General features: G+C 70.5%; 20 protein-coding genes. 11 read left to right on the top strand and 9 right to left on the bottom strand.

All coding sequences use genetic code 11. The features are described 5' to 3' along the window. Positions 1–209 precede the first annotated feature (209 nt). The 5 genes from ACIQCJ_RS00310 (at position 210) to trxA (ending at position 5,139) form a co-directional block, all read left to right on the top strand. Entirely contained in the window at positions 210–2,003 is a 1,794-nt protein-coding gene (locus tag ACIQCJ_RS00310; RefSeq protein ID WP_402710826.1) for a protein kinase family protein, read from the top strand. Positions 2,004–2,089: 86 nt separating this feature from the next. Then, positions 2,090–2,761, top strand: coding sequence for an RNA polymerase sigma factor SigM (sigM, locus tag ACIQCJ_RS00305; RefSeq protein ID WP_355336660.1), 672 nt, complete (start codon positions 2,090–2,092; stop codon positions 2,759–2,761). Continuing rightward, complete coding sequence (locus ACIQCJ_RS00300; protein ID WP_402710235.1) at positions 2,758–3,636, top strand: hypothetical protein; 879 nt, start codon at positions 2,758–2,760, stop codon at positions 3,634–3,636. The genes sigM and ACIQCJ_RS00300 overlap by 4 nt, the downstream gene beginning before the upstream one ends. 135 nt (positions 3,637–3,771) lie before the next feature. Next, positions 3,772–4,755: a thioredoxin-disulfide reductase gene (gene trxB, locus ACIQCJ_RS00295; protein WP_355336662.1), complete on the top strand. Its 984-nt coding sequence runs from the start codon at positions 3,772–3,774 to the stop codon at positions 4,753–4,755. A 54-nt stretch (positions 4,756–4,809) separates the two neighbouring features. Continuing rightward, positions 4,810–5,139 carry a thioredoxin gene (trxA, locus tag ACIQCJ_RS00290; protein ID WP_355336663.1) on the top strand — a complete coding sequence of 110 codons (330 nt, stop codon included), beginning with the start codon at positions 4,810–4,812 and terminating at the stop codon, positions 5,137–5,139. Positions 5,140–5,290: 151 nt separating this feature from the next. On the opposite strand, the gene ACIQCJ_RS00285 is transcribed toward trxA, so the two are convergent. The 9 genes from ACIQCJ_RS00285 to rpmH form a co-directional block, all read right to left on the bottom strand. Beyond that, positions 5,291–5,908: a GNAT family N-acetyltransferase gene (locus tag ACIQCJ_RS00285; protein ID WP_355336664.1), complete on the bottom strand. Its 618-nt coding sequence runs from the start codon at positions 5,906–5,908 to the stop codon at positions 5,291–5,293. A 76-nt stretch (positions 5,909–5,984) separates the two neighbouring features. Next, complete coding sequence (locus ACIQCJ_RS00280) at positions 5,985–7,085, bottom strand: ParB/RepB/Spo0J family partition protein (protein ID WP_355336665.1); 1,101 nt, start codon at positions 7,083–7,085, stop codon at positions 5,985–5,987. Then, positions 7,082–8,206, bottom strand: coding sequence for a ParA family protein (locus tag ACIQCJ_RS00275; RefSeq protein WP_355336666.1), 1,125 nt, complete (start codon positions 8,204–8,206; stop codon positions 7,082–7,084). Before ACIQCJ_RS00275 ends, ACIQCJ_RS00280 begins: the two co-directional genes overlap by 4 nt. A gap of 276 nt (positions 8,207–8,482) precedes the next feature. Continuing rightward, positions 8,483–9,220 carry a 16S rRNA (guanine(527)-N(7))-methyltransferase RsmG gene (gene rsmG, locus ACIQCJ_RS00270; RefSeq protein WP_355336667.1) on the bottom strand — a complete coding sequence of 246 codons (738 nt, stop codon included), beginning with the start codon at positions 9,218–9,220 and terminating at the stop codon, positions 8,483–8,485. 88 nt (positions 9,221–9,308) lie between these two features. Further along, a complete protein-coding gene (locus tag ACIQCJ_RS00265) occupies positions 9,309–9,827 on the bottom strand; it encodes a R3H domain-containing nucleic acid-binding protein (protein ID WP_355336668.1) in 519 nt (172 codons plus the stop codon). A 13-nt stretch (positions 9,828–9,840) separates the two neighbouring features. Beyond that, entirely contained in the window at positions 9,841–11,022 is a 1,182-nt protein-coding gene (yidC, locus tag ACIQCJ_RS00260) for a membrane protein insertase YidC (protein ID WP_355336772.1), read from the bottom strand. After that, positions 11,022–11,339 (bottom strand): membrane protein insertion efficiency factor YidD, encoded by a 318-nt coding sequence (yidD, locus tag ACIQCJ_RS00255; RefSeq protein WP_188282916.1) that lies wholly within the window; start codon positions 11,337–11,339, stop codon positions 11,022–11,024. Before yidD ends, yidC begins: the two co-directional genes overlap by 1 nt. Further along, the gene (rnpA, locus tag ACIQCJ_RS00250) at positions 11,336–11,734 is read right to left on the bottom strand and encodes a ribonuclease P protein component (protein ID WP_391158835.1); all 399 of its coding nucleotides are present in this window, start codon (positions 11,732–11,734) and stop codon (positions 11,336–11,338) included. Before rnpA ends, yidD begins: the two co-directional genes overlap by 4 nt. A gap of 19 nt (positions 11,735–11,753) precedes the next feature. Beyond that, positions 11,754–11,891 carry a 50S ribosomal protein L34 gene (rpmH, locus tag ACIQCJ_RS00245; protein WP_003975051.1) on the bottom strand — a complete coding sequence of 46 codons (138 nt, stop codon included), beginning with the start codon at positions 11,889–11,891 and terminating at the stop codon, positions 11,754–11,756. Between the two features lie 380 nt (positions 11,892–12,271). Between rpmH and dnaA the strand changes: the two genes are divergently transcribed. The 6 genes from dnaA (at position 12,272) to gyrB (ending at position 21,303) form a co-directional block, all read left to right on the top strand. Next, positions 12,272–14,230 carry a chromosomal replication initiator protein DnaA gene (gene dnaA / locus ACIQCJ_RS00240; protein ID WP_402710234.1) on the top strand — a complete coding sequence of 653 codons (1,959 nt, stop codon included), beginning with the start codon at positions 12,272–12,274 and terminating at the stop codon, positions 14,228–14,230. 811 nt (positions 14,231–15,041) lie between these two features. Beyond that, positions 15,042–16,172 (top strand): DNA polymerase III subunit beta, encoded by a 1,131-nt coding sequence (dnaN, locus tag ACIQCJ_RS00235; protein WP_355336671.1) that lies wholly within the window; start codon positions 15,042–15,044, stop codon positions 16,170–16,172. 63 nt (positions 16,173–16,235) lie between these two features. After that, entirely contained in the window at positions 16,236–17,183 is a 948-nt protein-coding gene (gene gnd, locus ACIQCJ_RS00230; protein WP_355336773.1) for a phosphogluconate dehydrogenase (NAD(+)-dependent, decarboxylating), read from the top strand. Between the two features lie 52 nt (positions 17,184–17,235). Beyond that, a complete protein-coding gene (gene recF, locus ACIQCJ_RS00225) occupies positions 17,236–18,366 on the top strand; it encodes a DNA replication/repair protein RecF (protein ID WP_355336672.1) in 1,131 nt (376 codons plus the stop codon). Continuing rightward, positions 18,363–18,977 (top strand): DciA family protein, encoded by a 615-nt coding sequence (locus tag ACIQCJ_RS00220; RefSeq protein ID WP_355336673.1) that lies wholly within the window; start codon positions 18,363–18,365, stop codon positions 18,975–18,977. The genes recF and ACIQCJ_RS00220 overlap by 4 nt, the downstream gene beginning before the upstream one ends. Before the next feature lie 325 nt (positions 18,978–19,302). Continuing rightward, on the top strand, positions 19,303–21,303 hold the full coding sequence (gene gyrB, locus ACIQCJ_RS00215; RefSeq protein ID WP_355336774.1) for a DNA topoisomerase (ATP-hydrolyzing) subunit B: 2,001 nt from the start codon (positions 19,303–19,305) through the stop codon (positions 21,301–21,303). The last annotated feature ends 25 nt before the right edge of the window (positions 21,304–21,328 follow it).

Here is a 21,328-nt window from a genome sequence, read left to right as displayed (position 1 = left end):
CGGCGGCCAAGGCCCCGGCCAAGAGGGCCGCCAAGCAGACCGTCAAGGACGGCCGAAGCCCCAAGGCGTCCGCTTCGACGAACGGCGCCAAGGCGGCTTCCGCGACCGCGCCCGTCGGGACGGGCACTCCCGCCAAGGGCACCCCGGCGAAGGGGACACCGGCCAAGGGCACGTCGGCCAAGGGGACACCCGCCAAGGGCACCTCCTCGATGGGCACTTCGGCGAAGGGCGCCCCGGCCAAGGGGACGCCCGCCAAGGGCACGCCGGTCGCCTCCGTGAAGGCCCCGTCCGCACCGTCCCCCGCACCCTCGTCGTCCGGCTCCGGGGGCACCGCCACGCTCGCCCCCGACGAGAAGACCGGGGACGGGGACCGCCCGGCGACCGAGGCCGCCCCAGGAAGCCCCACAGCCGCCTCCACAGCGCCCGCCGACGGCCGGCGGCCCGCCGGCCCCGCCAAGGGCGGCGGCAGCGCCACCACGGCGCCCAGGCCCGTCCGCAGCGCGCAGCCCGAGCTGCACAGCGGTCACAAGCTCGCCCGGCGCTACCAGCTCGCCGAGTGCGTCACCCGGATCGACGGCTTCAGCAGTTGGCGCGCGGTCGACGAGAAGCTGCGCAGGGCGGTCGGCATCCACATCCTGCCCGCCGACCACCGGCGGGCCCGCCAGGTACTGGCCGCCGCCCGGTCGGCCGCGCTCCTCGGCGACCCGCGCTTCGTCCAGGTCCTCGACGCCGTCGAGGAGAACGACCTGGTGTACGTCATCCACGAGTGGCTGCCCGACGCCTCCTCGCTGGCCGAGCTGCTCGCCGCGGGCGCGATGGAGCCGCACGAGGCGTACCAGATGGTCAGCCAGGTCTCCCAGGGCATGGCCGCCGCCCACCGCGAGGGCCTGGCGCACCTGCGTCTCGACCCCGGCGCCGTGCTGCGTACGGTCTCCGGGCAGTACCGCATCCGCGGCCTCGCGGTCGCCGCCGCACTGCGCGGGCTCAACTCCGAGCGTCCGCAGCGGCAGGACACCGAGGCGATCGGCGCGCTGCTCTACGCCTCGCTCACGCAGCGCTGGCCGTACGAGGAGGACGCGCACGGTCTGGCGGGGCTGCCCAAGGGCGTCGGCCTGGTCGCACCCGACCAGGTCCGCGCGGGCGTCCACCGCGGGCTGTCCGAGCTGGCCATGCGCGCGCTCGTCAACGACGGCGCGACCGCCTCCCGGCAGGACCCGCCCTGCACCACTCCCGAGGAGCTGGCCAAGGCCGTCGCGGGCATCCCGCGCATCCGGCCGCCGGAGCAGGCACCGCCGGTCTACCCGGTCGCCGCCTTCCGCCAGCCGCCCGCGCCACCGGGTACGCCGCAGCCGCCCGCGGTCGCGGCCCCCGCTCCGCCGCCCGCTCTGCCCGGCCGTACCGGCCGGGCACTGAAATGGGCGGTCTCGGCACTGGTGATCGTGGCGATCGGCCTGGGGAGCTGGCAGCTCGCGGACACCCTCAAGTCGCGTGAGGACCGGCCGACCAGTCACCCGACGACCGGCCAGAAGGCGAGCCAGGACCCGACACGCAAGGCCCCGGTCCCGATCAAGATCGCCGGGCTCAAGGACTTCGACCCGCTCGGCGACGGCAGCGAGAATCCGAAGGATCTCCCCAAGGCGTTCGACGGCGACCCCTCCACGTACTGGGAGACGAACTACTACCTGGGCGCCGATCTGGGCAATCTCAAGCCGGGTGTCGGCGTCATCGTCGACCTGGGCAGCGCCAAGCACGTGAGCACGGTGAAGGTCGACTTCGTGGGCGACGTCACCGCGCAGCTCCTGGCCGCGCCCAAGGGCACCTCCGCGATGCCGACCACCTTCGACGCCTTCACCAAGGTGGCCCAGGGCTCGGGCAGTTCGGTGACGTTCAAGCCGAGCGCCGATCTCACCTCGCGCTACGTGCTGGTGTGGATGACGCGTCTGGCGCCTGCCGAGACCGGTCACTTCCGTGGCAGGATCTCCGAGATCAGCGTGACGGGCTGATCCCGGAGACGGGCTGACCCCGCGGCGACGGCCGCGGGGACACCCACGGCGACACCCACAGGGGCAGGGGACGGGGGAGAACGGCCTTGGAGGCAAACCCGCTCGGCGATGTCGCCGACGCCGATCTCCTGGCCCGTCATGTCGCGGGCGATCCCGACACCTTCGGCGAGCTGGTGCGCCGCCACCGGGACCGGCTGTGGGCGGTGGCCCTGCGCACCCTGGGGGACCGCGAGGAAGCCGCTGACGCCGTCCAGGACGCGCTGGTGTCCGCCTTCCGGGCCGCCCATACCTTCCGCGGCCAGTCGGCCGTCACCACCTGGCTGCACCGCATCACGGTCAACGCCTGCCTCGACCGGGCCCGTAAGGCCGCCTCCCGCAGGACGGCCCCGGTGGCCGACGAGGAGAACTTCGAGGCGTTGCTCGAACCCCACGAGTCGGCCGAGGTCCCGGCCGAGCGCGGGGAACTCCACCGCGAGCTGATAGCCGCCCTCACCACGCTGCCGCCCGACCAGCGCGCCGCACTGGTCTTGGTCGACATGCAGGGCTACTCGGTCGCCGAAGCCGCCGCGGTGCTCGATGTGCCCACCGGTACGGTCAAGAGCCGGTGCGCCAGAGGCCGGGCGAAACTGCTTCCCCTCGTCACCCATCTGCGCGCGCAGGGCGTGGATAGCGCCGATCGCGGCGGGGGAAGGAACCGGGCGGAGGGGACATCCGTCCCAGAGACGGGACCGGAACAGGGCGGAGGTGAACAGCGGTGACATCGACAGCGGACCACGACGCGCATCCCGAGGTCGCCGAGATCTCCGACCTGGCCGAGGGGCTGCTCCGCCCCGAGCGCGCCACGGAGGTCACCGAGCACATCGCGGGCTGTTCGCTGTGCGCCGACGTCCGGGACTCCCTGGAGGAGATCAGGGGACTGCTCGGCACCCTGCCGGGACCGCAGCGGATGCCCGCTGACATCGCCGGACGGATCGACGCGGCGCTCGCCGCCGAAGCGCTCCTCGACGCCACCACGCCCGATGTTCCACGTGGAACATCGCGGCCGTCACCGAAACCGGCACCGACACCGACGCATGTTCCACGTGGAACATCGACCGGTCCCGACGGACATGCCTCCGGGTCCGCCGGTCCCGGCCGCACCGGTCGGCGGTGGCGGCGCGGACTGCTCGTCGCCGCCTCCGCCGTGGTCGTCGTCGGCCTGGGCGTCACGATCTATCACGTCGGCGACGACACCACCTCGCAGAGCGACGCGACCGCCAGCAGCAAGAAGGCGGACACCGCCGCCGACCCGATCGCGGTCCAGGTGCGGGAGCTGCTCGATGAGGCGGCGCCGAACCACGCGGCCGGGGAGTCCGACTCCCCGATGCTCAGCGGTCCCGGCGTCAGCAGCGAGGGCGCCACCATGAGCCCGGACAAGGCGGTGCCCACCGTCCCCCCGTGTGTGCTCAAGGCCACCCAGCGCACCGGCCCGGCGCTGGCCGCCGAGCGCGAGTCCTTCCACGGGACGGACTCCTACCTTGTGGTGCTGCCGCACCCGAGTGACGCCTCGGCGGTCGACGCGTTCGTGGTCAGCGCCGCCTGTACGGCGACCAGTCCCGGCGCGGTTCTCTTCCGGAGCACCTACCAGCGCTGAGCCGTTCGTCCGGGGGGCGTGGCGTACGGCGTGCGCCGCGCCGTCCGGGGAATGCTGGACCCGTAGGATCCGTTAGGCAGGACGAGAGTCCAGCCAGGGCCCCCGCAGTTGTCCGCAGAGACGAGGAAGACACCCGTGAGCGACGTCCGTAACGTGATCATCATCGGCTCGGGGCCCGCGGGGTACACCGCGGCGCTCTACACGGCGCGCGCATCCCTCAACCCGCTGGTCTTCGAGGGGTCGGTCACCGCCGGCGGCGCGTTGATGAACACCACCGAGGTGGAGAACTTCCCCGGCTTCCGCGACGGCATCGTGGGCCCGGACCTCATGGACAACATGCGCGCCCAGGCCGAGCGCTTCGGCGCCGAGCTGGTCCCGGACGACGTGGTCGCGGTCGACCTCGGCGGCGACATCAAGACCGTCACGGACTCGGCGGGCACCGTGCACCGCGCCAAGACCGTCATCGTCACCACCGGCTCGCAGCACCGCAAGCTGAACCTCCCCAACGAGGACCAGCTCTCCGGCCGCGGCGTCTCCTGGTGTGCCACCTGTGACGGCTTCTTCTTCCGCGAGCAGGACATCGCCGTGATCGGCGGCGGCGACACCGCGATGGAGGAGGCGACCTTCCTCTCCCGCTTCGCCAAGTCCGTGAAGATCGTGCACCGCCGGGACAGCCTGCGGGCGTCCAAGGCGATGCAGGACCGCGCCTTCGCCGACCCGAAGATCTCCTTCGTCTGGGACAGCGAGGTCGCCGAGATCCACGGCGACGGCAAGCTCTCCGGTCTGACCCTGCGCAACACGAAGACCGGCGAGACCTCGGAGCTGCCCGTCACCGGGCTGTTCATCGCGATCGGCCACGACCCGCGCAGCGAGCTGTTCAAGGGCGTCCTCGACGTCGACGGCGAGGGCTACCTCACCGTCCAGGCGCCGAGCACCCGGACCAACGTCCCCGGTGTCTTCGCCGCGGGAGACGTCGTGGACCACACCTACCGTCAGGCGATCACCGCGGCCGGCACCGGCTGTTCCGCCGCGCTGGACGCCGAGCGCTACCTGGCCGCCCTCGCCGACGCCGAGAAGGCCGAGACGGCCGACGCGTCGGCCGACAAGGCCGCCGTCTGACCCGCTTCCATCCCTCACCCCGACACGCACACATCACGACCTGAGGAGACCGCCGTGGCCGGCAACACCAAGCACGTGACCGACGAGACGTTCGCCGAGGAGGTGCTCGCCAGCGACAAGCCCGTGCTGGTGGACTTCTGGGCGGAGTGGTGCGGCCCGTGCCGCCAGATCGCCCCCTCGCTGGAGGCCATCGCGGAGGAGCACGCGGAGAACATCACCATCGTCAAGCTGAACATCGACGAGAACCCGGTCACCGCGGCGAAGTACGGCGTGATGTCCATCCCGACGCTCAACGTCTACAAGGGCGGCGAGGTCGTGAAGACCATCGTCGGCGCCAAGCCGAAGGCCGCCATCGTGCGCGACCTGTCCGACTTCATCGGCTGACGCTCACCGGCTGACGCTTTCACCGGCGGACGTCTTCACCGGCGGACGCTGTTCCACGTGGAACACGAGAGGGCCGACCCCCGATCCGGGGGTCGGCCCTCTCGCATGTCCGGGCCGGATGCCCGGCGCGGCCGTGAGGAGTGACAGCGGCTCACAGGGGCCGGAGGGCAGGCTCCTTCTGGACGGCGCCCAGGAGGCGGTCGATGGCCATCTCGACGTCCTCCTTCCAGGAGATCGTGGAGCGCAGCTCCAGCCGCAGCCGGGGATAGCGCGGGTGGGGGCGGACCGTCTTGAAGCCGACCGCGAGCAGATGGTCCGCGGGCAGGACGCACGAGGGGGCGGTCCACTTCGCGTCGCCGAACGCCTCGATCGCCTTGAAGCCCCGCCGGATGACGTCCTTGGCGACGGTCTGCACCAGGACCCGGCCGAGGCCCTGCCCCTGGAAGCCGGGCAGGATGCGCGCGGTCATGAGCTGGACGGCGTCCGCCGACACCGGGCTGGTCGGGAAGGCCAGGGAGCGCGGCACATACGCGGCGGGCGCGTAGAGCACGAAGCCCGCGGGCACCTCGTCGACGTAGACGACCCGTCCGCAGGAACCCCACTCCAGCAGAACGGCGGAGATCCACGCCTCCTTCTCCAGCTCGGGCTTGCCCGCCTGGACGGCCGCTTCGCCACTGACCGGGTCCAGTTCCCAGAAGACGCAACTGCGGCAGGGCTTGGGGAGGTCCGGGAGATTGTCGAGTGTCAGTGGTGCCAGCCGACGTCCCATGTGGCCTGAACCCCATCTCTGCCGTGAACCGAACTGCCCACGTACACCCCGGCGCGAACGCCGGGGTGCGCCCGCGTCACTCGCCGTCTTCGTCCTCGGTTTCCTCTTCGAGCCGGTTCTCCAGCACATTGCCCTCGCCCGGGGCCATCGCCCCGAGGATGCGCTCCAGATCCTCTATCGACGCGAATTCCACGACGATCTTTCCGCGCTTCTGCCCCAGGTCGACCTTCACCCGGGTGTCGAAGCGGTCGGAGAGTCGGGAGGCGAGGTGGGTGAGCGCCGGGGAGACCCGACGCCCGGCCCGGGGCGCCGCACTCTTCCTGGTGGGCTTCGGGTCGCTGTTCATCAGCGTCACGATCTCTTCGATCGCGCGCACCGACAGCCCTTCGGCGACGATCCGGTGGGCCAGCTTGTCCTGCTCCTCGGGGTCGTCCAGCGAGAGCAGCGCCCGCGCGTGGCCGAAGGAGATCACCCCGGCCGCGACCCGGCGCTGCACCGGGGCGGACAGCTTCAGCAGCCGGAGCGTGTTGGAGACCTGCGAGCGGGAGCGCCCGATCCGGTCCGCCAACTGCTCGTGGGTGCAGGAGAAGTCGCGGAGCAACTGGTCGTACGCCGCCGCCTCCTCCAGGGGGTTGAGCTGGGCCCGGTGCAGGTTCTCCAGGAGGGCGTCCAGGAGGAGCTTCTCGTCGTCGGTCGCCCGGACGATCGCCGGAATCCGCTCCAGGCCGGCCTCGCGGCACGCCCGCCAGCGGCGCTCGCCCATGATCAGCTCGAAGCGGTCCTTGCCGATCTCACGCACGACGACCGGCTGGAGCAGACCGACCTCCTTGATGGAGGTGATCAGTTCGTTGAGGGCGTCCTCGTCGAAGACCTCACGCGGCTGGCGCGGGTTCGGCGTGATGAAGTCCAGGTCCAGCTCCGCGAAGTAGGCACCCGGTACGGGGTTCTTCGCGTCGGAGAGGTCCGGCTCTGTTTCACGTGAAACAGGGATGTCCACCACGGGCGGCGGCGCGGCCTCGGGGACTCTGCGGTCCACCAGTCCGGCCACCTTGGCCGCGGCGACGCCGCGTTCCTGCGTCAGTACCGGTGCGGCGCCCTGGGCGCCGCCCGTCGACTGCGGCGCGGCCGGGATCAGCGCGCCGAGACCACGGCCGAGCCCTCTGCGTCGATCACTCACTGGATCCCCTCCGACATGCTGTGCGGGTTCTGCTCATCGTGCTGGGTGTAGTCACCCTGCGGGTCGTACTCGACGGCGACTGACGCCTCGACTCCGCGCAGGGCCATCTCCCGGGCGGCTTCCAGATACGACAGCGCGCCGCTGGAGCCCGGGTCATAGGTCAGTACGGTCTGGCCGTAGCTGGGCGCCTCGGAGATCCGGACGGACCGCGGGATGCTGGTCCGCAGCACCTCCTTGCCGAAGTGCGTGCGCACCTCCTCCGCGACCTGGGAGGCGAGGCGCGTCCGTCCGTCGTACATGGTCAGCAGGATCGTCGACACATGCAGCTTCGGGTTGAGGTGCGCGCGGACCAGTTCCACGTTCTTCAGGAGCTGGCCCAGCCCCTCCAGCGCGTAGTACTCGCACTGGATCGGGATGACGACCTCGGCCCCGGCCACCAACGCGTTGACGGTCAGCAGGCCGAGCGAGGGCGGGCAGTCGATCAGGACGTAGTCCAGCGGCTGCTCGTACGCCTCGATCGCCCGCTGGAGCCGGCTCTCGCGGGCGACCAGGGAGACCAGTTCGATCTCGGCGCCCGCCAGGTCGATGGTGGCGGGCGCGCAGAACAGGCCCTCCACATCGGGGACCGGCATCACGACGTCGGACAGGGGCTTGCTCTCCACCAGGACGTCGTAGATCGAGGGGACCTCGGCGTGGTGGTCGATGCCCAGCGCCGTGGAGGCGTTGCCCTGCGGGTCCAGGTCGACCACGAGCACCCGGGCGCCGTGCAGCGCCAGGGAGGCCGCCAGATTCACCGTGGTCGTGGTCTTGCCGACCCCGCCCTTCTGATTGGCGACCACCATCACCCGGGTCTGGGCCGGCCGGGGAAGTCCTTCCCCGGCGCGTCCCAGTGCCTCGACGGCCAACTGCGCGGCGCGGCCGATCGGGGTGTCATCCATGGGAGGCAATGTTTCACGTGAAACACCGTCTCCGAACCCCGGGGGCACGGCAATCGGGCCCCCGGCAAACTCTGCTGTGCGGGGACCGGGGACCGGATCGGCCATCGGTCCCGCGATGTTGGCGTCGGACCGCAAGGACTCACACTCCTCGACTTCAGGCTCGCTATGAGAAGAGCCTGCCATGCCGGAGGGGTGATGAACCAGCGAGACTTGGCTGCCTGTGGATGAAGCCGTAGATCTATCCACCGACTGGGGCGTCTTGGAGGGCTTGTTGGCGTGTGCCTCGGCCGCGGCTCGGCCGCGGCTGAGGACTCCTGGTAGCAGCGAGCGACGTTTCACGTGGAACACGATGCACAGCGCCGGACCGCTAACTCCGCAGACACTCCGGGTTATGTCTGTTTGGCCGTTTGTATGGCGTAGAGGGAGGGTTCGGCGCGGGACCGTTCGAGGAACGACGGTTCAGCGGCGACGGCGGGGAGCTCCGCCCCGCGGGTTACGGCTCGCGCGCGCGGCCTTCGCCCGCCGGGTCGCGGCGCGTACCCCGCCGGGGCTCTCGCCGACCAGGACGCGTACGACGGTGGAGAGTGGGTCCACGATGCCCTCGCCGACCTGGACCACAGAGGTGTCGACCGCGCCCAGCCGGTCGAGCGCGGCCCTGGCCGCCTTCAGCTCGTCCAGCGCGGTGTCGCCCTTGAGGACCGCCATCTCACCGTGCGGGCGCAGCAGCGGCAGGCCCCAGCCCGCGAGCCGTTCCAGCGGCGCCACGGCGCGCGCGGTCACCACGTCCACCGGGGGCAGCTTGCCCATCATCTCCTCGGCCCGGCCGCGCACCACGGTGACATTGCTCAGCCCCAGCACCTTGACGACCTCTTCGAGGAAGGTGGTCCTGCGCAGCAGCGGCTCCAGCAGCGTGATCCGCAGATCGGGCCGGGTCAGCGCCAGCGGGATACCCGGCAGGCCGGCGCCCGAGCCGACGTCGCACACGGACACGTCCTCGTCGATGACCTCGGAGAGCACCGCGCAGTTCAGCAGGTGCCGCTCCCACAGGCGGGGCACCTCGCGCGGGCCGATCAGGCCGCGGCGCACCCCGGCGTCCGCGAGCAGCTCGGCATAGCGCAGGGCGTCGGCGAACCGGTCACCGAAGACCGTCCTGGCCTGCTCGGGCGGCGCGGGAAGCTCCGCTGCTGCCTCCGTCACGGGGGCTGTCCTTTCCTAGGTCACTCACAAGGTTCGGCCCCGCCTGCGAACAGACGGGGCCGACAGAGCAGTACCACACAGCGTCCGGTCAGACCGGGAGTACGACCACCCGGCGCTGGGGCTCCTCGCCCTCGGACTCGCTGCGCAGGCCCGCGGCGGCCACGGCGTCGTGCACGACCTTGCGCTCGAACGGCGTCATCGGGTCCAGCTTCACCGGCTCACCGCTGGCCTTGGCCTCCGCCGCCGCCTTCGCGCCGAGCTGCGCCAGCTCGGCCCGCTTGCGCGCCCGGAACCCGGCGATGTCCAGCATCAGCCTGCTGCGCTCACCGGTCTCCCGGTGCACCGCGAGCCGGGTCAGCTCCTGGAGGGCTTCCAGCACCTCGCCGTCCCGGCCGACCAGCTTGTTCAGATCACGGGTGCCGGTGTCACCGATGATCGACACCGACGCGCGCTCGCCCTCGACATCCATGTCGATGTCACCGTCGAGGTCCGCGATGTCCAGCAGACCTTCCAGGTAGTCGGCGGCGATATCACCCTCCTGCTCCAGCCGGTTCAGGGTCGCGGCCGAGCCGTTGTCGGGTGCGGTGGTGGTGTTGACGTCGCTCACGCCTGGGCTCCTCTTACTTCTTCTTCGACAGGTTGGTCGGCTTGGACTTGCCACCGGACTGCTTGCCGGGCGAACCGCCCTGCTTGCCCGGAGCGCCGCCCTGCTTCGTACCGCCGCCTGTCCTGCCTGTGCCTGCCGAGCCGCCGCTCGCCTTCGGGGCACCGGCCTTGGGAGCGCCCGCCCGCGGGGCTCCACCGCCCGCCCTGGGAGCGCCGCCGCCACCGGTGCCGCCCGCCGCGCCGCCGCCGGCGCCCGTGCCCGTGGGGGTCGTCTGGCGCTTGGACTTCGGCTGCCGCTTGGGCTGGGTGCGGTTGGCGCGCGCGACCTCCACGGCCTCCTTGGCGGCCACTTCCTCCGGGGGCTCGACGAGCTTGCCCTTGGCGCGCAGCCGCTCCTGGCGCTGCTGGAACGCGAGGCTGCCGGGGGTGGGGTTACGCCGGATCACGAACATCTGCTGGCCCATGGTCCACACGTTGGTGGTCAGCCAGTAGACGAGGACACCGACGGGGAAGTTGATACCCATGACGGCGAAGATGACCGGGAAGACGTACATCAGCATCTTCTGCTGCTGCATGAACGGGGTCTTCACCGTCATGTCGACGTTCTTCGTCATGAGCTGGCGCTGCGTGTAGAACTGCGACGCCGACATCATGAGGATCATGATCACCGTGACGATGCGCACATTGGTCTGCGTGGCGCCCAGCGACTCGACCTTGGCCGCGCTGTCCAGGAACTTCGCCGCCAGCGGGGCACCGAAGATGTGCGCGTTCTTGGCGCTGTCGACCAGGTTGGCATGGATCACGCCGACCTCGTGGCCCTTGGCGATGTTGCTCAGCACGTGGTACAGCGCGAAGAAGAACGGGGACTGCGCCAGGATCGGCAGGCACGAGGAGAGCGGGTTGGTACCCGTCTCCTTGTACAGCTTCATCATCTCTTCGGACTGGCGCTGCTTGTCGTTCTTGTAGCGCTCCTGGATCGCCTTCATCTTGGGCTGGAGCGCCTGCATGTTCCGGGTCGACTTGATCTGCTTGACGAACAGCGGGATCAGGCAGATCCGGATCAGGACCACCAGCGAGACGATGGACAGACCCCACGCCCAGCCGCTGTCCTTGTCGAAGATCAGGCTGTAGAACGAGTGGAACTGGACGATGATCCACGAGACAGCGTCGTAGAGGGGGTTCAGAATCCCCACGATCAGGCTCCTTGGGCGTGAGAGGGTCCGGTGGGCTCGGGCGTGACGGGCCCGTCGGAGCCGCCCCGCAGTGCGCGGCGCAGCCGATCGTGCCATGGCGGCCGCTTGCGCGGCGGGACATGGTCCACGCCGCCCGGCGACCAGGGATTGCAGCGCAGGATGCGCCACGCGGTCAGGGCGGTGCCCTTGATCGCGCCGTGCCGGTCGATGGCCGTGAACCCGTAGTGGGAGCACGAGGGGTAGTACCGGCAGACCGGGCCGAGCAGCGGACTGATCGTCCACTGGTACAGCTTGATCAGTGCCAGCAGCGGGTACTTCATCGAGACACCCTCCCCTCGGCTTCGCCTCGGGTGTCGCGACCCAGCAGCCGCTCGAGGGCGGCGTCCAGGTCGTGGGCCAGCTCCGCATGGTCAGCGCCACCGGCTCCGGGTAGCGCTCGTACGACTACCAGGCTACCGGGGGGCAGCTGCGACAGGCGTTCGCGGACCAGATGACGCAGTCGGCGCTTGACCAGATTGCGCTGCACCGAGCCACCCACCGCCTTGCTCACGACGAAACCCGCACGCACCGGGGGAGTGCTCCCCCCCGGCACATGCGGGTCCGTGATGTCGCTGCGCAGATGGACCACCAGCAGCGGTCGACCCGCTCGGCGTCCTCGGCGAACCGCTTCTCCGAAGTCCTGGCGCCGCCTCAGCCGATTCTCGGTGGGCAGCACGGCATGAGACCTGTGACGATCAGGCGGACAGTCGGGCGCGGCCCTTGCTGCGGCGGGTCGCGAGAATCGCGCGGCCGGCGCGGGTGCGCATACGCAGACGGAAGCCGTGGGTCTTCGCACGACGGCGGTTGTTCGGCTGGAAGGTGCGCTTGCTCACTCGGGGGCTCCAGGGAAAATCGTGTCCGGCGGGGCGTCGCCTGGCTGTCACCGTGCGCCCACGAAGAATCTCGCGGAACAGATCAGGTGCACCGCTTGACGATCATCCGGGGACTTCCGGAAGACCCTCGCCCATCGGTAGGCAGGCGGCAGCAGCCATCGACAACTCGACCTCGATACGGTACGCGCGGCTAGGCCATCCGGTCAAACCCGGCGGTCGCGGGCCCGGCATTTGTACACACCCTGTGGACAACGACTTGAACCGCGCCTACCCCCTGACTACCGTGGCTGAACTCCCAACTCTTCCCGCCTGTCTTCAGGACCACACTTTCGCGGGAGTTGCCCGCACTTGCACCATTAAGCGACGAGAGAGCGTGCCCTGTGGCTGACGTAACCGCCGATCTTGCCGCAGTGTGGCCGCGCGTACTCCAGAAACTGCTGGTGGACAGCGAGGACCTGAAGCCCAAGGACGCGGAGTGGCTCAAGCGCACCCAGCCGCTGGCCCTGGTCGCGGGCACCGCCGTCCTCTCCGCGCCCAACGAATTCGCCAAGAGCGTCCTGGAGGGGCGGCTGCTGCCGCTGATCACCGAGGTGCTGAGCCGTGAGTTCGGTCACCCTGTCGGGATCGCCATCGCCGTCGCGTCCGGCGGCGACCAGGAGCCGGCCCCGGCCGACCACGACCAGGACCCGTACGAGCAGCAGCACGAGCGGCACGACCGCCGCGACGGGCACCGCGCGGACCACAGGGACGAGCTGCGCGACGACCACCGCGACGGCATGCGGGACGGCCCGCGGGACGACCGGCACGGCGGCGACCTCGGGGACGACGGCATGCGGATGCGCCGCGCCTACCCCGAGCAGCAGAGCCAGGGCCGGCACGCGGGCCCCGACGAGTGGCCGCCGCGGCAGAGCGACGACGGCTGGCGGCAGCCGCGTACCGACAGTTGGACCCTGCCCGCGCAGAACAGCGGCGGCTTCCAGGACCGCGAGCCGTACCCGGAGCAGCAGAGCCACCGGTACCGACAGGACACGCACGACGGCTACCCGGTCGTACCGCACCAGGCGTACCCGCAGTCCCCGCAGGGCGGTTACGCGCCGCAGTCCGGCGGCTACCAGCAGCAGGACCGGCAGCAGGGCCAGGGCCGGCCGGACCAGCAGCAGCAGCAGCAGTCCACCGGGCGGCACGCGTCGCCGAATCTGTCGGGCGGCCGGCTCGACGGGCCCTCGGGGCCTTCCGGGCACTCCGACCCCTCGGGGCGCCAGAACCACTCGGGCCATTCGGGTTCCTCCTCCGGCGGCGCCGTCGAGCCGACCGCCCGGCTGAATCCCAAGTACCTCTTCGACACCTTCGTGATCGGCGCGTCCAACCGCTTCGCGCACGCGGCCGCGGTCGCCGTCGCCGAGGCCCCGGCCAAGGCGTACAACCCGCTCTTCATCTACGGGGAGTCGGGGCTCGGCAAGACGCACCTGCTGCACGCGATCGGGCACTACGCGCGGAGCCTGTACCCGGGGACACGGGTGCGGTACGTCAGCTCCGAGGAGTTCACCAACGAGTTCATCAACTCGATCCGGGACGGCAAGGCGGACGCGTTCCGCAAGCGGTACCGGGACATGGACATCCTGCTCGTCGACGACATCCAGTTCCTGGCGAGCAAGGAGTCGACGCAGGAGGAGTTCTTCCACACCTTCAACACCCTGCACAACGCCAACAAGCAGATCGTGCTCTCCTCCGACCGGCCGCCCAAGCAGCTCGTCACCCTGGAGGACCGGCTCCGCAACCGCTTCGAGTGGGGCCTGATCACCGACGTCCAGCCGCCCGAGCTGGAGACCAGGATCGCGATCCTGCGCAAGAAGGCGGTGCAGGAGCAGCTCAACGCCCCGCCCGAGGTGCTGGAGTTCATCGCGTCCCGGATCTCGCGGAACATCCGCGAGCTGGAGGGCGCGCTCATCCGGGTCACCGCCTTCGCCAGCCTCAACCGGCAGCCGGTCGACCTCCAGCTCACCGAGATCGTGCTGAAGGACCTGATCCCCGGCGGCGAGGACTCGGTGCCCGAGATCAGCGGGACGGCCATCATGGCCGAGACCGCCGCGTACTTCGGGCTGGCCGTGGACGACCTGTCGGGCTCCTCGCGCAGCCGCGTCCTGGTCACCGCCCGGCAGATCGCCATGTACCTGTGCCGCGAGCTGACGGACCTGTCGCTGCCGAAGATCGGCGCGCTCTTCGGCGGCCGCGACCACACCACGGTCATGCACGCCGACCGGAAGATCCGCTCCCTGATGGCCGAGCGGCGCTCCATCTACAACCAGGTGACGGAGCTGACCAACCGCATCAAGAGCTGAGCCGCGCGCGGAGAAGCGCCGCGCACAGCCCCTCCGAGCGCCCCGGGAGACCTCTCCCGGGGCGCTTCGCGTTGTCCGCCGCGCCGCGCCCTGTTCGATTCCCGTACGCCGAGGGGCAGTTCTCCACAGGACTGTGGCAAATGGACCGTCCACACCCTGGGGACACCGGAGTTGTCCAGAAAGTCTCCACAGGCCGGGCGCCGCAAGGGAGGTACGCCCAGCTCAGCCGGGTGTGGATATGTGGGCAACCCGAATCCACAGACTGTGGACAGAAAGGACACCTCTTGGGGGTCACTTCGCGTTGTCCACCGCTCGCCCACAGGTTGGGGCTCGTTGTGCACAGCATGGGATCGTTTCTCCACATCTCTGTCCACTGTTCGGCAACGAAACGCGCCTGGTCCCACGGAAGAGTGAAAGGCGTCACACCAAGGTGGTGGGTTGGCCTGGGGAGAACCTGGGTATTTCTGGGGACAGCGCTGGGGAGAACCCGGGGTCACCTGTGAATCGGGTGTGCACAACTTCCGGCCGTCCACAGGACCCCCTGGTTGTCCCCATGCCCCACCCACAGGCCCGGTGGATAAAAAACAGGGTCTGACCTGCACCGGAACCACTTATCCACGGTATCCACAACCCCTATTACTACGACTACGTAGAGATAGATGGGAACCTGCTTCGAAGCGGGGGGTGTGCACAACTCGGCCCGGACCCGCCCTGCGGCTCGTGTCGCGGCTTGACGCCAACCCGCACCGACTGTCGGTGCTGTGCGTCAGACTGTTCCCCGACAGCCAGCAACAAGCAGGAGGCGGTTCCGGTGAAGATCCGGGTGGAGCGCGACGTACTCGCCGAGGCAGTGGCTTGGGCAGCCCGTAGCCTTCCGGCCCGTCCCCCGGTGCCCGTCCTCGCCGGGCTCCTGCTGAAGGCGGAGGAGGGCAAGCTCAGCCTCTCCGGCTTCGACTACGAGGTCTCGGCACGGGTGTCGGTGGAGGCCGAGGTCGAGGAGGAGGGCACGGTCCTGGTCTCGGGGCGGCTGCTCGCCGACATCTCGCGGGCCCTGCCCAACCGCCCGGTGGAGATCTCCACCGACGGAATCCGCGTGACCGTGGTCTGCGGCAGCTCGCGGTTCACACTCCACACCCTGCCTGTGGAGGAGTACCCGGCGCTGCCCGCGATGCCCGACGCCTCGGGGACGGTGCCCGGCGAGATCTTCGCCGCCGCCGCCTCCCAGGTCGCCATCGCCGCGGGCCGCGACGACACGCTCCCGGTGCTCACCGGTGTGCGGATCGAGATCGAGGGCGACACCGTCACGCTCGCCGCCACCGACCGCTACCGCTTCGCGGTCCGCGAGTTCCTGTGGAAGCCCGAGCAGGCCGACATCTCCGCCGTCGCCCTGGTGCCCGCCAAGACGCTGCTGGACACCGCCAAGTCGCTCACCAGCGGAGACACCGTCTCCATCGCGCTCGCCGGATCCGGCGCCGGTGAGGGCCTGATCGGCTTCGAGGGCGCCGGCCGCCGTACGACGACCCGGCTGCTCGAAGGCGACCTGCCGAAGTACCGCACGCTCTTCCCGACCGAGTTCGCCTCGGTCGCGGTGATCGAGACCGCGCCGTTCGTCGAGGCCGTCAAGCGCGTGGCCCTGGTCGCCGAGCGGAACACCCCGGTGCGGCTCAGCTTCGAGCAGGGCGTGCTCACCCTGGAGGCCGGTTCCAGCGACGACGCACAGGCTGTGGAGCGCGTCGACGCCAAGCTGGAGGGCGACGACATCTCGATCGCCTTCAACCCGACCTTCCTGCTCGACGGCCTCAGCGCGATCGACTCCGCCGTCGCCCAGCTCTCCTTCACGACCTCGACCAAGCCCGCGCTGCTCAGCGGCCGTCCCGCGCTCGACGCCGAGGCGGACGACGCGTACAAGTACCTGATCATGCCGGTCCGGCTGTCCGGCTGACGGCTGTCGGCGGCCGACTGACGGCCGCCGGGGCCGCCCCCGCCCGCCGGACACACCGTCCGGCTGAGCCGGTCACAGCGGGCCGTCGTAGGCTCGGCTCAGGTCAGACACGCTTCGAACGAAGGATCTGCGATGGAGCTCGGTCTCATCGGTCTCGGCAAGATGGGCGGCAACATGCGCGAGCGCATCCGCCGCGGCGGGCACACCGTCATCGGGTACGACCGGAACCCGGATCTCGCCGACGTCCACAGCCTCCAGGAGCTTGTGGACTCCCTCAAGGGACCGCGCGTGGTGTGGGTCATGGTCCCCGCGGGCGCGGCCACCCAGTCGACCATCGACGAGCTGGGCGAACTGCTCTCCCCCGGCGACCTCGTCGTGGACGGCGGCAACTCCCGCTGGACGGACGACGAGCGGCACGCCGACGAGCTGGCGGCCAAGGGCATCGGCTTCGTCGACTGCGGCGTCTCCGGCGGTGTCTGGGGCCTGGCCAACGGCTACGCGCTGATGTACGGCGGCAAGGACGAGGACGTCGCCAAGGCGCAGCCCATCTTCGACGCGCTCAAGCCCGAGGGCGACGCCGGCGCCGTGCACGCGGGCAAGGTCGGCGCGGGCCACTTCGCCAAGATGGTCCACAACGGCATCGAGTACGCGATGATGCAGGCCTACGCCGAAGGCTGGGAGCTGCTGGAGGCGGTGGACTCGGTCACCGACGTCCGCGAGGTCTTCCGCTCCTGGAAGTCCGGTACGGTCATCCGCTCCTGGTTGCTCGACCTGGCCGTGGACGCGCTCGACAAGGACGAGCACCTGGGCGCCCTGCGCGGCCACGCGGACGACTCCGGCGAGGGCCGGTGGACGGTCGAGGCCGCCATCGACAACGCCGTGCCGCTGCCCGCCATCACCGCGTCGCTGTTCGCCCGGTTCTCGTCCCGCCAGGACGACTCGCCGCAGATGAAGATGATCGCCGCGCTCCGCAACGAATTCGGCGGCCACGCGGTCACCGCCGCCGAGTAGTACGAAAGCCAGACAGCAGGGAGGTCGGCGCGGTCCCGCGCCACAGCACGCGATGCACGTAGCGCACCTTTCGCTCGCCGACTTCCGTTCCTACGCCCGGGCCGAGGTCCCCCTCGACCCGGGCGTCACCGCTTTCGTGGGGCCCAACGGGCAGGGCAAGACCAATCTGGTCGAGGCCGTCGGCTATCTGGCGGCGCTGTCCAGCCACCGGGTCTCCACCGACGCGCCGCTGGTCCGGATGGGCGCCGAGCGCGCGGTCGTCCGGGCCCAGGTCGTGCAGGGCGACCGGCAGCAGCTCGTGGAGCTGGAGATCAATCCGGGGCGGGCCAACCGCGCCCGGATCAACCGCTCGGCGCCCGGCCGCCCGCGCGACCTGCTGGGCATCGTCCGCAGCGTGCTCTTCGCGCCGGAGGACCTGGCGCTGGTCAAGGGCGACCCGACCGAGCGCCGCCGCTTCCTCGACGAGCTGATCACCGCCCGCACCCCGCGCCTGGCCGGGGTCCGCAGCGACTACGACCGGGTGCTCAAGCAGCGCAACACCCTGCTGAAGTCCGCCGCGATGGCCCGCAGGCACGGCGGCAAGGGCGGCGACCTGTCCACCCTCGACGTGTGGGACCAGCATCTGGCGCGGGTCGGCGCGGAACTGCTCGCGCAGCGCCTGGACCTGGTGGCCGCGCTCCAGCCGCTGGCCGACAAGGCGTACGAACAGCTCGCCCCCGGCGGCGGCCCGGTCGGCTTCGAGTACCGGGGCTCGATGGGCGAGAGGATGGCCGGGGCCGAGGGCCGCGAGGACCTGTACGGGCGGCTGCTGGAGGCGCTGGGCGAGGCGCGCAGGCAGGAGATCGAGCGCGGGGTGACGCTGGTCGGGCCGCACCGCGACGACCTGCTGCTCAAGCTCGGCCCGATGCCCGCCAAGGGCTACGCCAGCCACGGCGAGTCCTGGTCGTACGCGCTCGCGCTGCGCCTGGCGTCGTACGAACTGCTGTGCTCCGACGGCGGCGAGCCGGTGCTGGTGCTGGACGACGTCTTCGCCGAGCTGGACACCAAGCGGCGCGAGCGGCTGGCGGAGCTGGTCGCGCCCGGCGAGCAGGTGCTGGTGACGGCGGCGGTGGACGACGATGTGCCGGGTGTCCTGGTGGGGGCCCGGTTCGCGGTGGAGCAGGGGACGGTGGAGCGGGTATGAGCGAGCGCGGCGCGAAGCGGGCCAGGGGCGCGGGCGGCACGGCACTCCCGGCGGACGGCACGGCCGACACCGCTCCGGCAGCGCCCGCGGGTACACCGTCCGGCACGCTCCCCGAGCAGACCGGCGTCGACCTCGCGCGGGTCGCGCTGCGCGCCGCGAAGGAGCAGGCCAGGGCCCGTGGCGCGGCGGCCGTGCAGAAGAAGCAGGCCAGGCGCGGCGGGCTGCGCAGCGGCGCGCGCGCCGACGGCCGCGACCCGCTGCCGCTGGGCGCCGCGATCAACCGGCTGATCACCGAGCGCGGCTGGGAGGCCCCGGCCGCGGTGGGCGGGGTGATGGGCCGCTGGCCGCAGCTCGTCGGCCCCGAGGTGGCGCTGCACTGCGCGCCCGCGCGGTACGACGAGGAGGACTCGGTCCTGACCGTCCAGTGCGACTCGACCGCCTGGGCGACCCAGCTCCGGCTGCTGGCGCCGACCCTGGTGGCCCGGCTCAACGCGGATCTCGGCCACGGCACGGTGAAGCTGATCAAGGTGCTCGGCCCCGCGGGCCCGGCCCGCTCGTACGGACGGCTGCGCGCCCCCGGCAGCGTCGGCCCCGGCGACACGTACGGCTGAGAACGCGCCGCCGCGCGTACGGCGGGGAGCGCGTTCGTACGGCGCCCGTAGCGACTTCGCGCCGACCCTGCTCAGCGTAGCCGGGGGTTGACAGCCGGAAGCCCTGGACGCCCGTGTGAGCGGTTTTGGCACCAGGGCCGCGTGTAGGGAGTCGGGCGGCGGCGGTTCGGGACGGCACATGGGAACTCAGGTACCGCCAAAGCCCCATTCATGTCGGCGCTACCGGTAGACTGATAGGCAGACCGCCCTCCCCTGGCAGCAGACAGGGGGACACCAGCGGAACATGTCGAAGACGCAGCCGATCCCGCCCCGCGGGAGACGGCTCGTGCTGTGCCAGAAAGGGCGCTTCGTGGCCGATTCCGGCAACCCCAACGAGAATTCCAGCAAGTCCTACGACGCCAGCGCGATCACCGTGCTCGAGGGTCTCGAAGCGGTGCGCAAGCGCCCCGGTATGTACATCGGTTCGACCGGTGAGCGGGGCCTGCACCACCTCGTCCAGGAGGTCGTCGACAACTCGGTCGACGAGGCGATGGCCGGTCACGCGGACACCATCGACGTCACCATCCTCGAAGACGGCGGCGTGCGCGTCGTGGACAACGGCCGCGGCATCCCGGTGGGCATCGTCCCCTCCGAGGGCAAGCCGGCCGTCGAGGTCGTGCTGACGGTGCTGCACGCGGGCGGCAAGTTCGGCGGCGGCGGTTACGCGGTCTCCGGCGGTCTGCACGGCGTCGGCGTCTCCGTGGTCAACGCGCTGTCCTCCCGGGTCGCGGTCGAGGTGCGCACCGAGGGCCACCGCTGGACGCAGGACTACAAGCTGGGTGTGCCGACGGCGCCGCTGCTGAAGAACGAGGCGGTCGACGAGACCGGCACCACGGTCACCTTCTGGGCAGACGCGGACATCTTCGAGACCACCGACTACTCCTTCGAGACGCTGTCGCGGCGCTTCCAGGAGATGGCGTTCCTCAACAAGGGCCTGCGGATCTCGCTGACCGACGAGCGCGCCGACCACGTGGACGAGGAGGGCAAGCCGCTCACCGTCACGTACCACTACGAGGGCGGCCTCGTGGACTACGTGAAGTACCTGAACTCGCGCAAGGGCGAGCTGATCCACCCCACCGTCATCGACATCGAGGCGGAGGACAAGGAGCGGCTGCTGTCGGTCGAGGTCGCCATGCAGTGGAACACCCAGTACAGCGAGGGTGTGTACAGCTTCGCGAACACGATCCACACGCACGAGGGCGGCACGCACGAGGAGGGCTTCCGCGCGGCGATGACCGGCCTGGTCAACCGCTACGCGCGCGAGAAGAAGTTCCTCCGGGAGAAGGACGACAACCTGGCGGGCGAGGACATCCGCGAGGGTCTGACCGCGATCATCTCCGTCAAGCTCGGCGAGCCGCAGTTCGAGGGCCAGACGAAGACGAAGCTGGGCAACACCGAGGCGAAGACGTTCGTCCAGAAGGTCGTGCACGAGCACCTGACCGACTGGCTGGACCGCAACCCCAACGAGGCCGCGGACATCATCCGCAAGTCGATCCAGGCGGCCACCGCCCGGGTCGCGGCCCGCAAGGCGCGGGACCTGACCCGCCGCAAGGGGCTGCTGGAGTCCGCGTCGCTGCCCGGCAAGCTGAGCGACTGCCAGTCCAACGACCCGACGAAGTGCGAGATCTTCATCGTCGAGGGCGACTCGGCCGGCGGCTCCGCGAAGTCCGGCCGCAACCCGCAGTACCAGGCGATCCTCCCGATCCGCGGCAAGATCCTCAACGTGGAGAAGGCGAGGATCGACAAGATCCTCCAGAACACCGAGATCCAGGCCCTGATCTCGGCCTTCGGCACCGGTGTGCACGAGGACTTCGACATCTCCAAGCTCCGCTATCACAAGATCATCCTGATGGCGGACGCCGACGTCGACGGCCAGCACATCAACACCCTGCTGCTGACCTTCCTGTTCCGCTTCATGCGGCCGCTGGTCGAGGCCGGGCACGTCTACCTCTCCCGCCCGCCGCTGTACAAGATCAAGTGGGGCCGGGACGACTTCGAGTACGCGTACTCCGACCGTGAGCGGGACGCGCTGGTGGAGATCGGCAAGCAGGCCGGCAAGCGCATCCGCGAGGACTCGATCCAGCGCTTCAAGGGTCTGGGCGAGATGAACGCCGAGGAGCTGCGGGTCACCACGATGGACATCGACCACCGGGTGCTCGGCAAGGTCACGCTCGACGACGCGGCCCAGGCCGACGACCTGTTCTCGGTGCTGATGGGCGAGGACGTGGAAGCCCGCCGCTCCTTCATCCAGCGCAACGCCAAGGACGTCCGGTTCCTGGACATCTGAGTCGGCCCCCACTGGCCGTGTGAAA

Source organism: Streptomyces sp. NPDC093221, from assembly GCF_044753885.1.
Classification (GTDB): Bacteria; Actinomycetota; Actinomycetes; order Streptomycetales; family Streptomycetaceae; genus Actinacidiphila.
The sequence above is the reverse complement of the archived record's forward strand: the minus strand, read 5'-3'. Positions and strand labels throughout refer to the sequence as shown.

Bases quoted from the DNA above. Each gene is read 5' to 3' on its own strand.
- recF (WP_355336672.1), top strand. From the start codon at position 17,236: ATGCACGTAGCGCACCTTTCGCTCGCCGACTTCCGTTCCTACGCCCGG.
- ACIQCJ_RS00220 (WP_355336673.1), top strand. From the start codon at position 18,363: ATGAGCGAGCGCGGCGCGAAGCGGGCCAGGGGCGCGGGCGGCACGGCA.
- ACIQCJ_RS00275 (WP_355336666.1), bottom strand. From the start codon at position 8,206: ATGGCAGGCTCTTCTCATAGCGAGCCTGAAGTCGAGGAGTGTGAGTCC.
- ACIQCJ_RS00285 (WP_355336664.1), bottom strand. From the start codon at position 5,908: ATGGGACGTCGGCTGGCACCACTGACACTCGACAATCTCCCGGACCTC.
- yidD (WP_188282916.1), bottom strand. From the start codon at position 11,339: ATGAAGTACCCGCTGCTGGCACTGATCAAGCTGTACCAGTGGACGATC.
- ACIQCJ_RS00310 (WP_402710826.1), top strand. From the start codon at position 210: ATGGGCACTTCGGCGAAGGGCGCCCCGGCCAAGGGGACGCCCGCCAAG.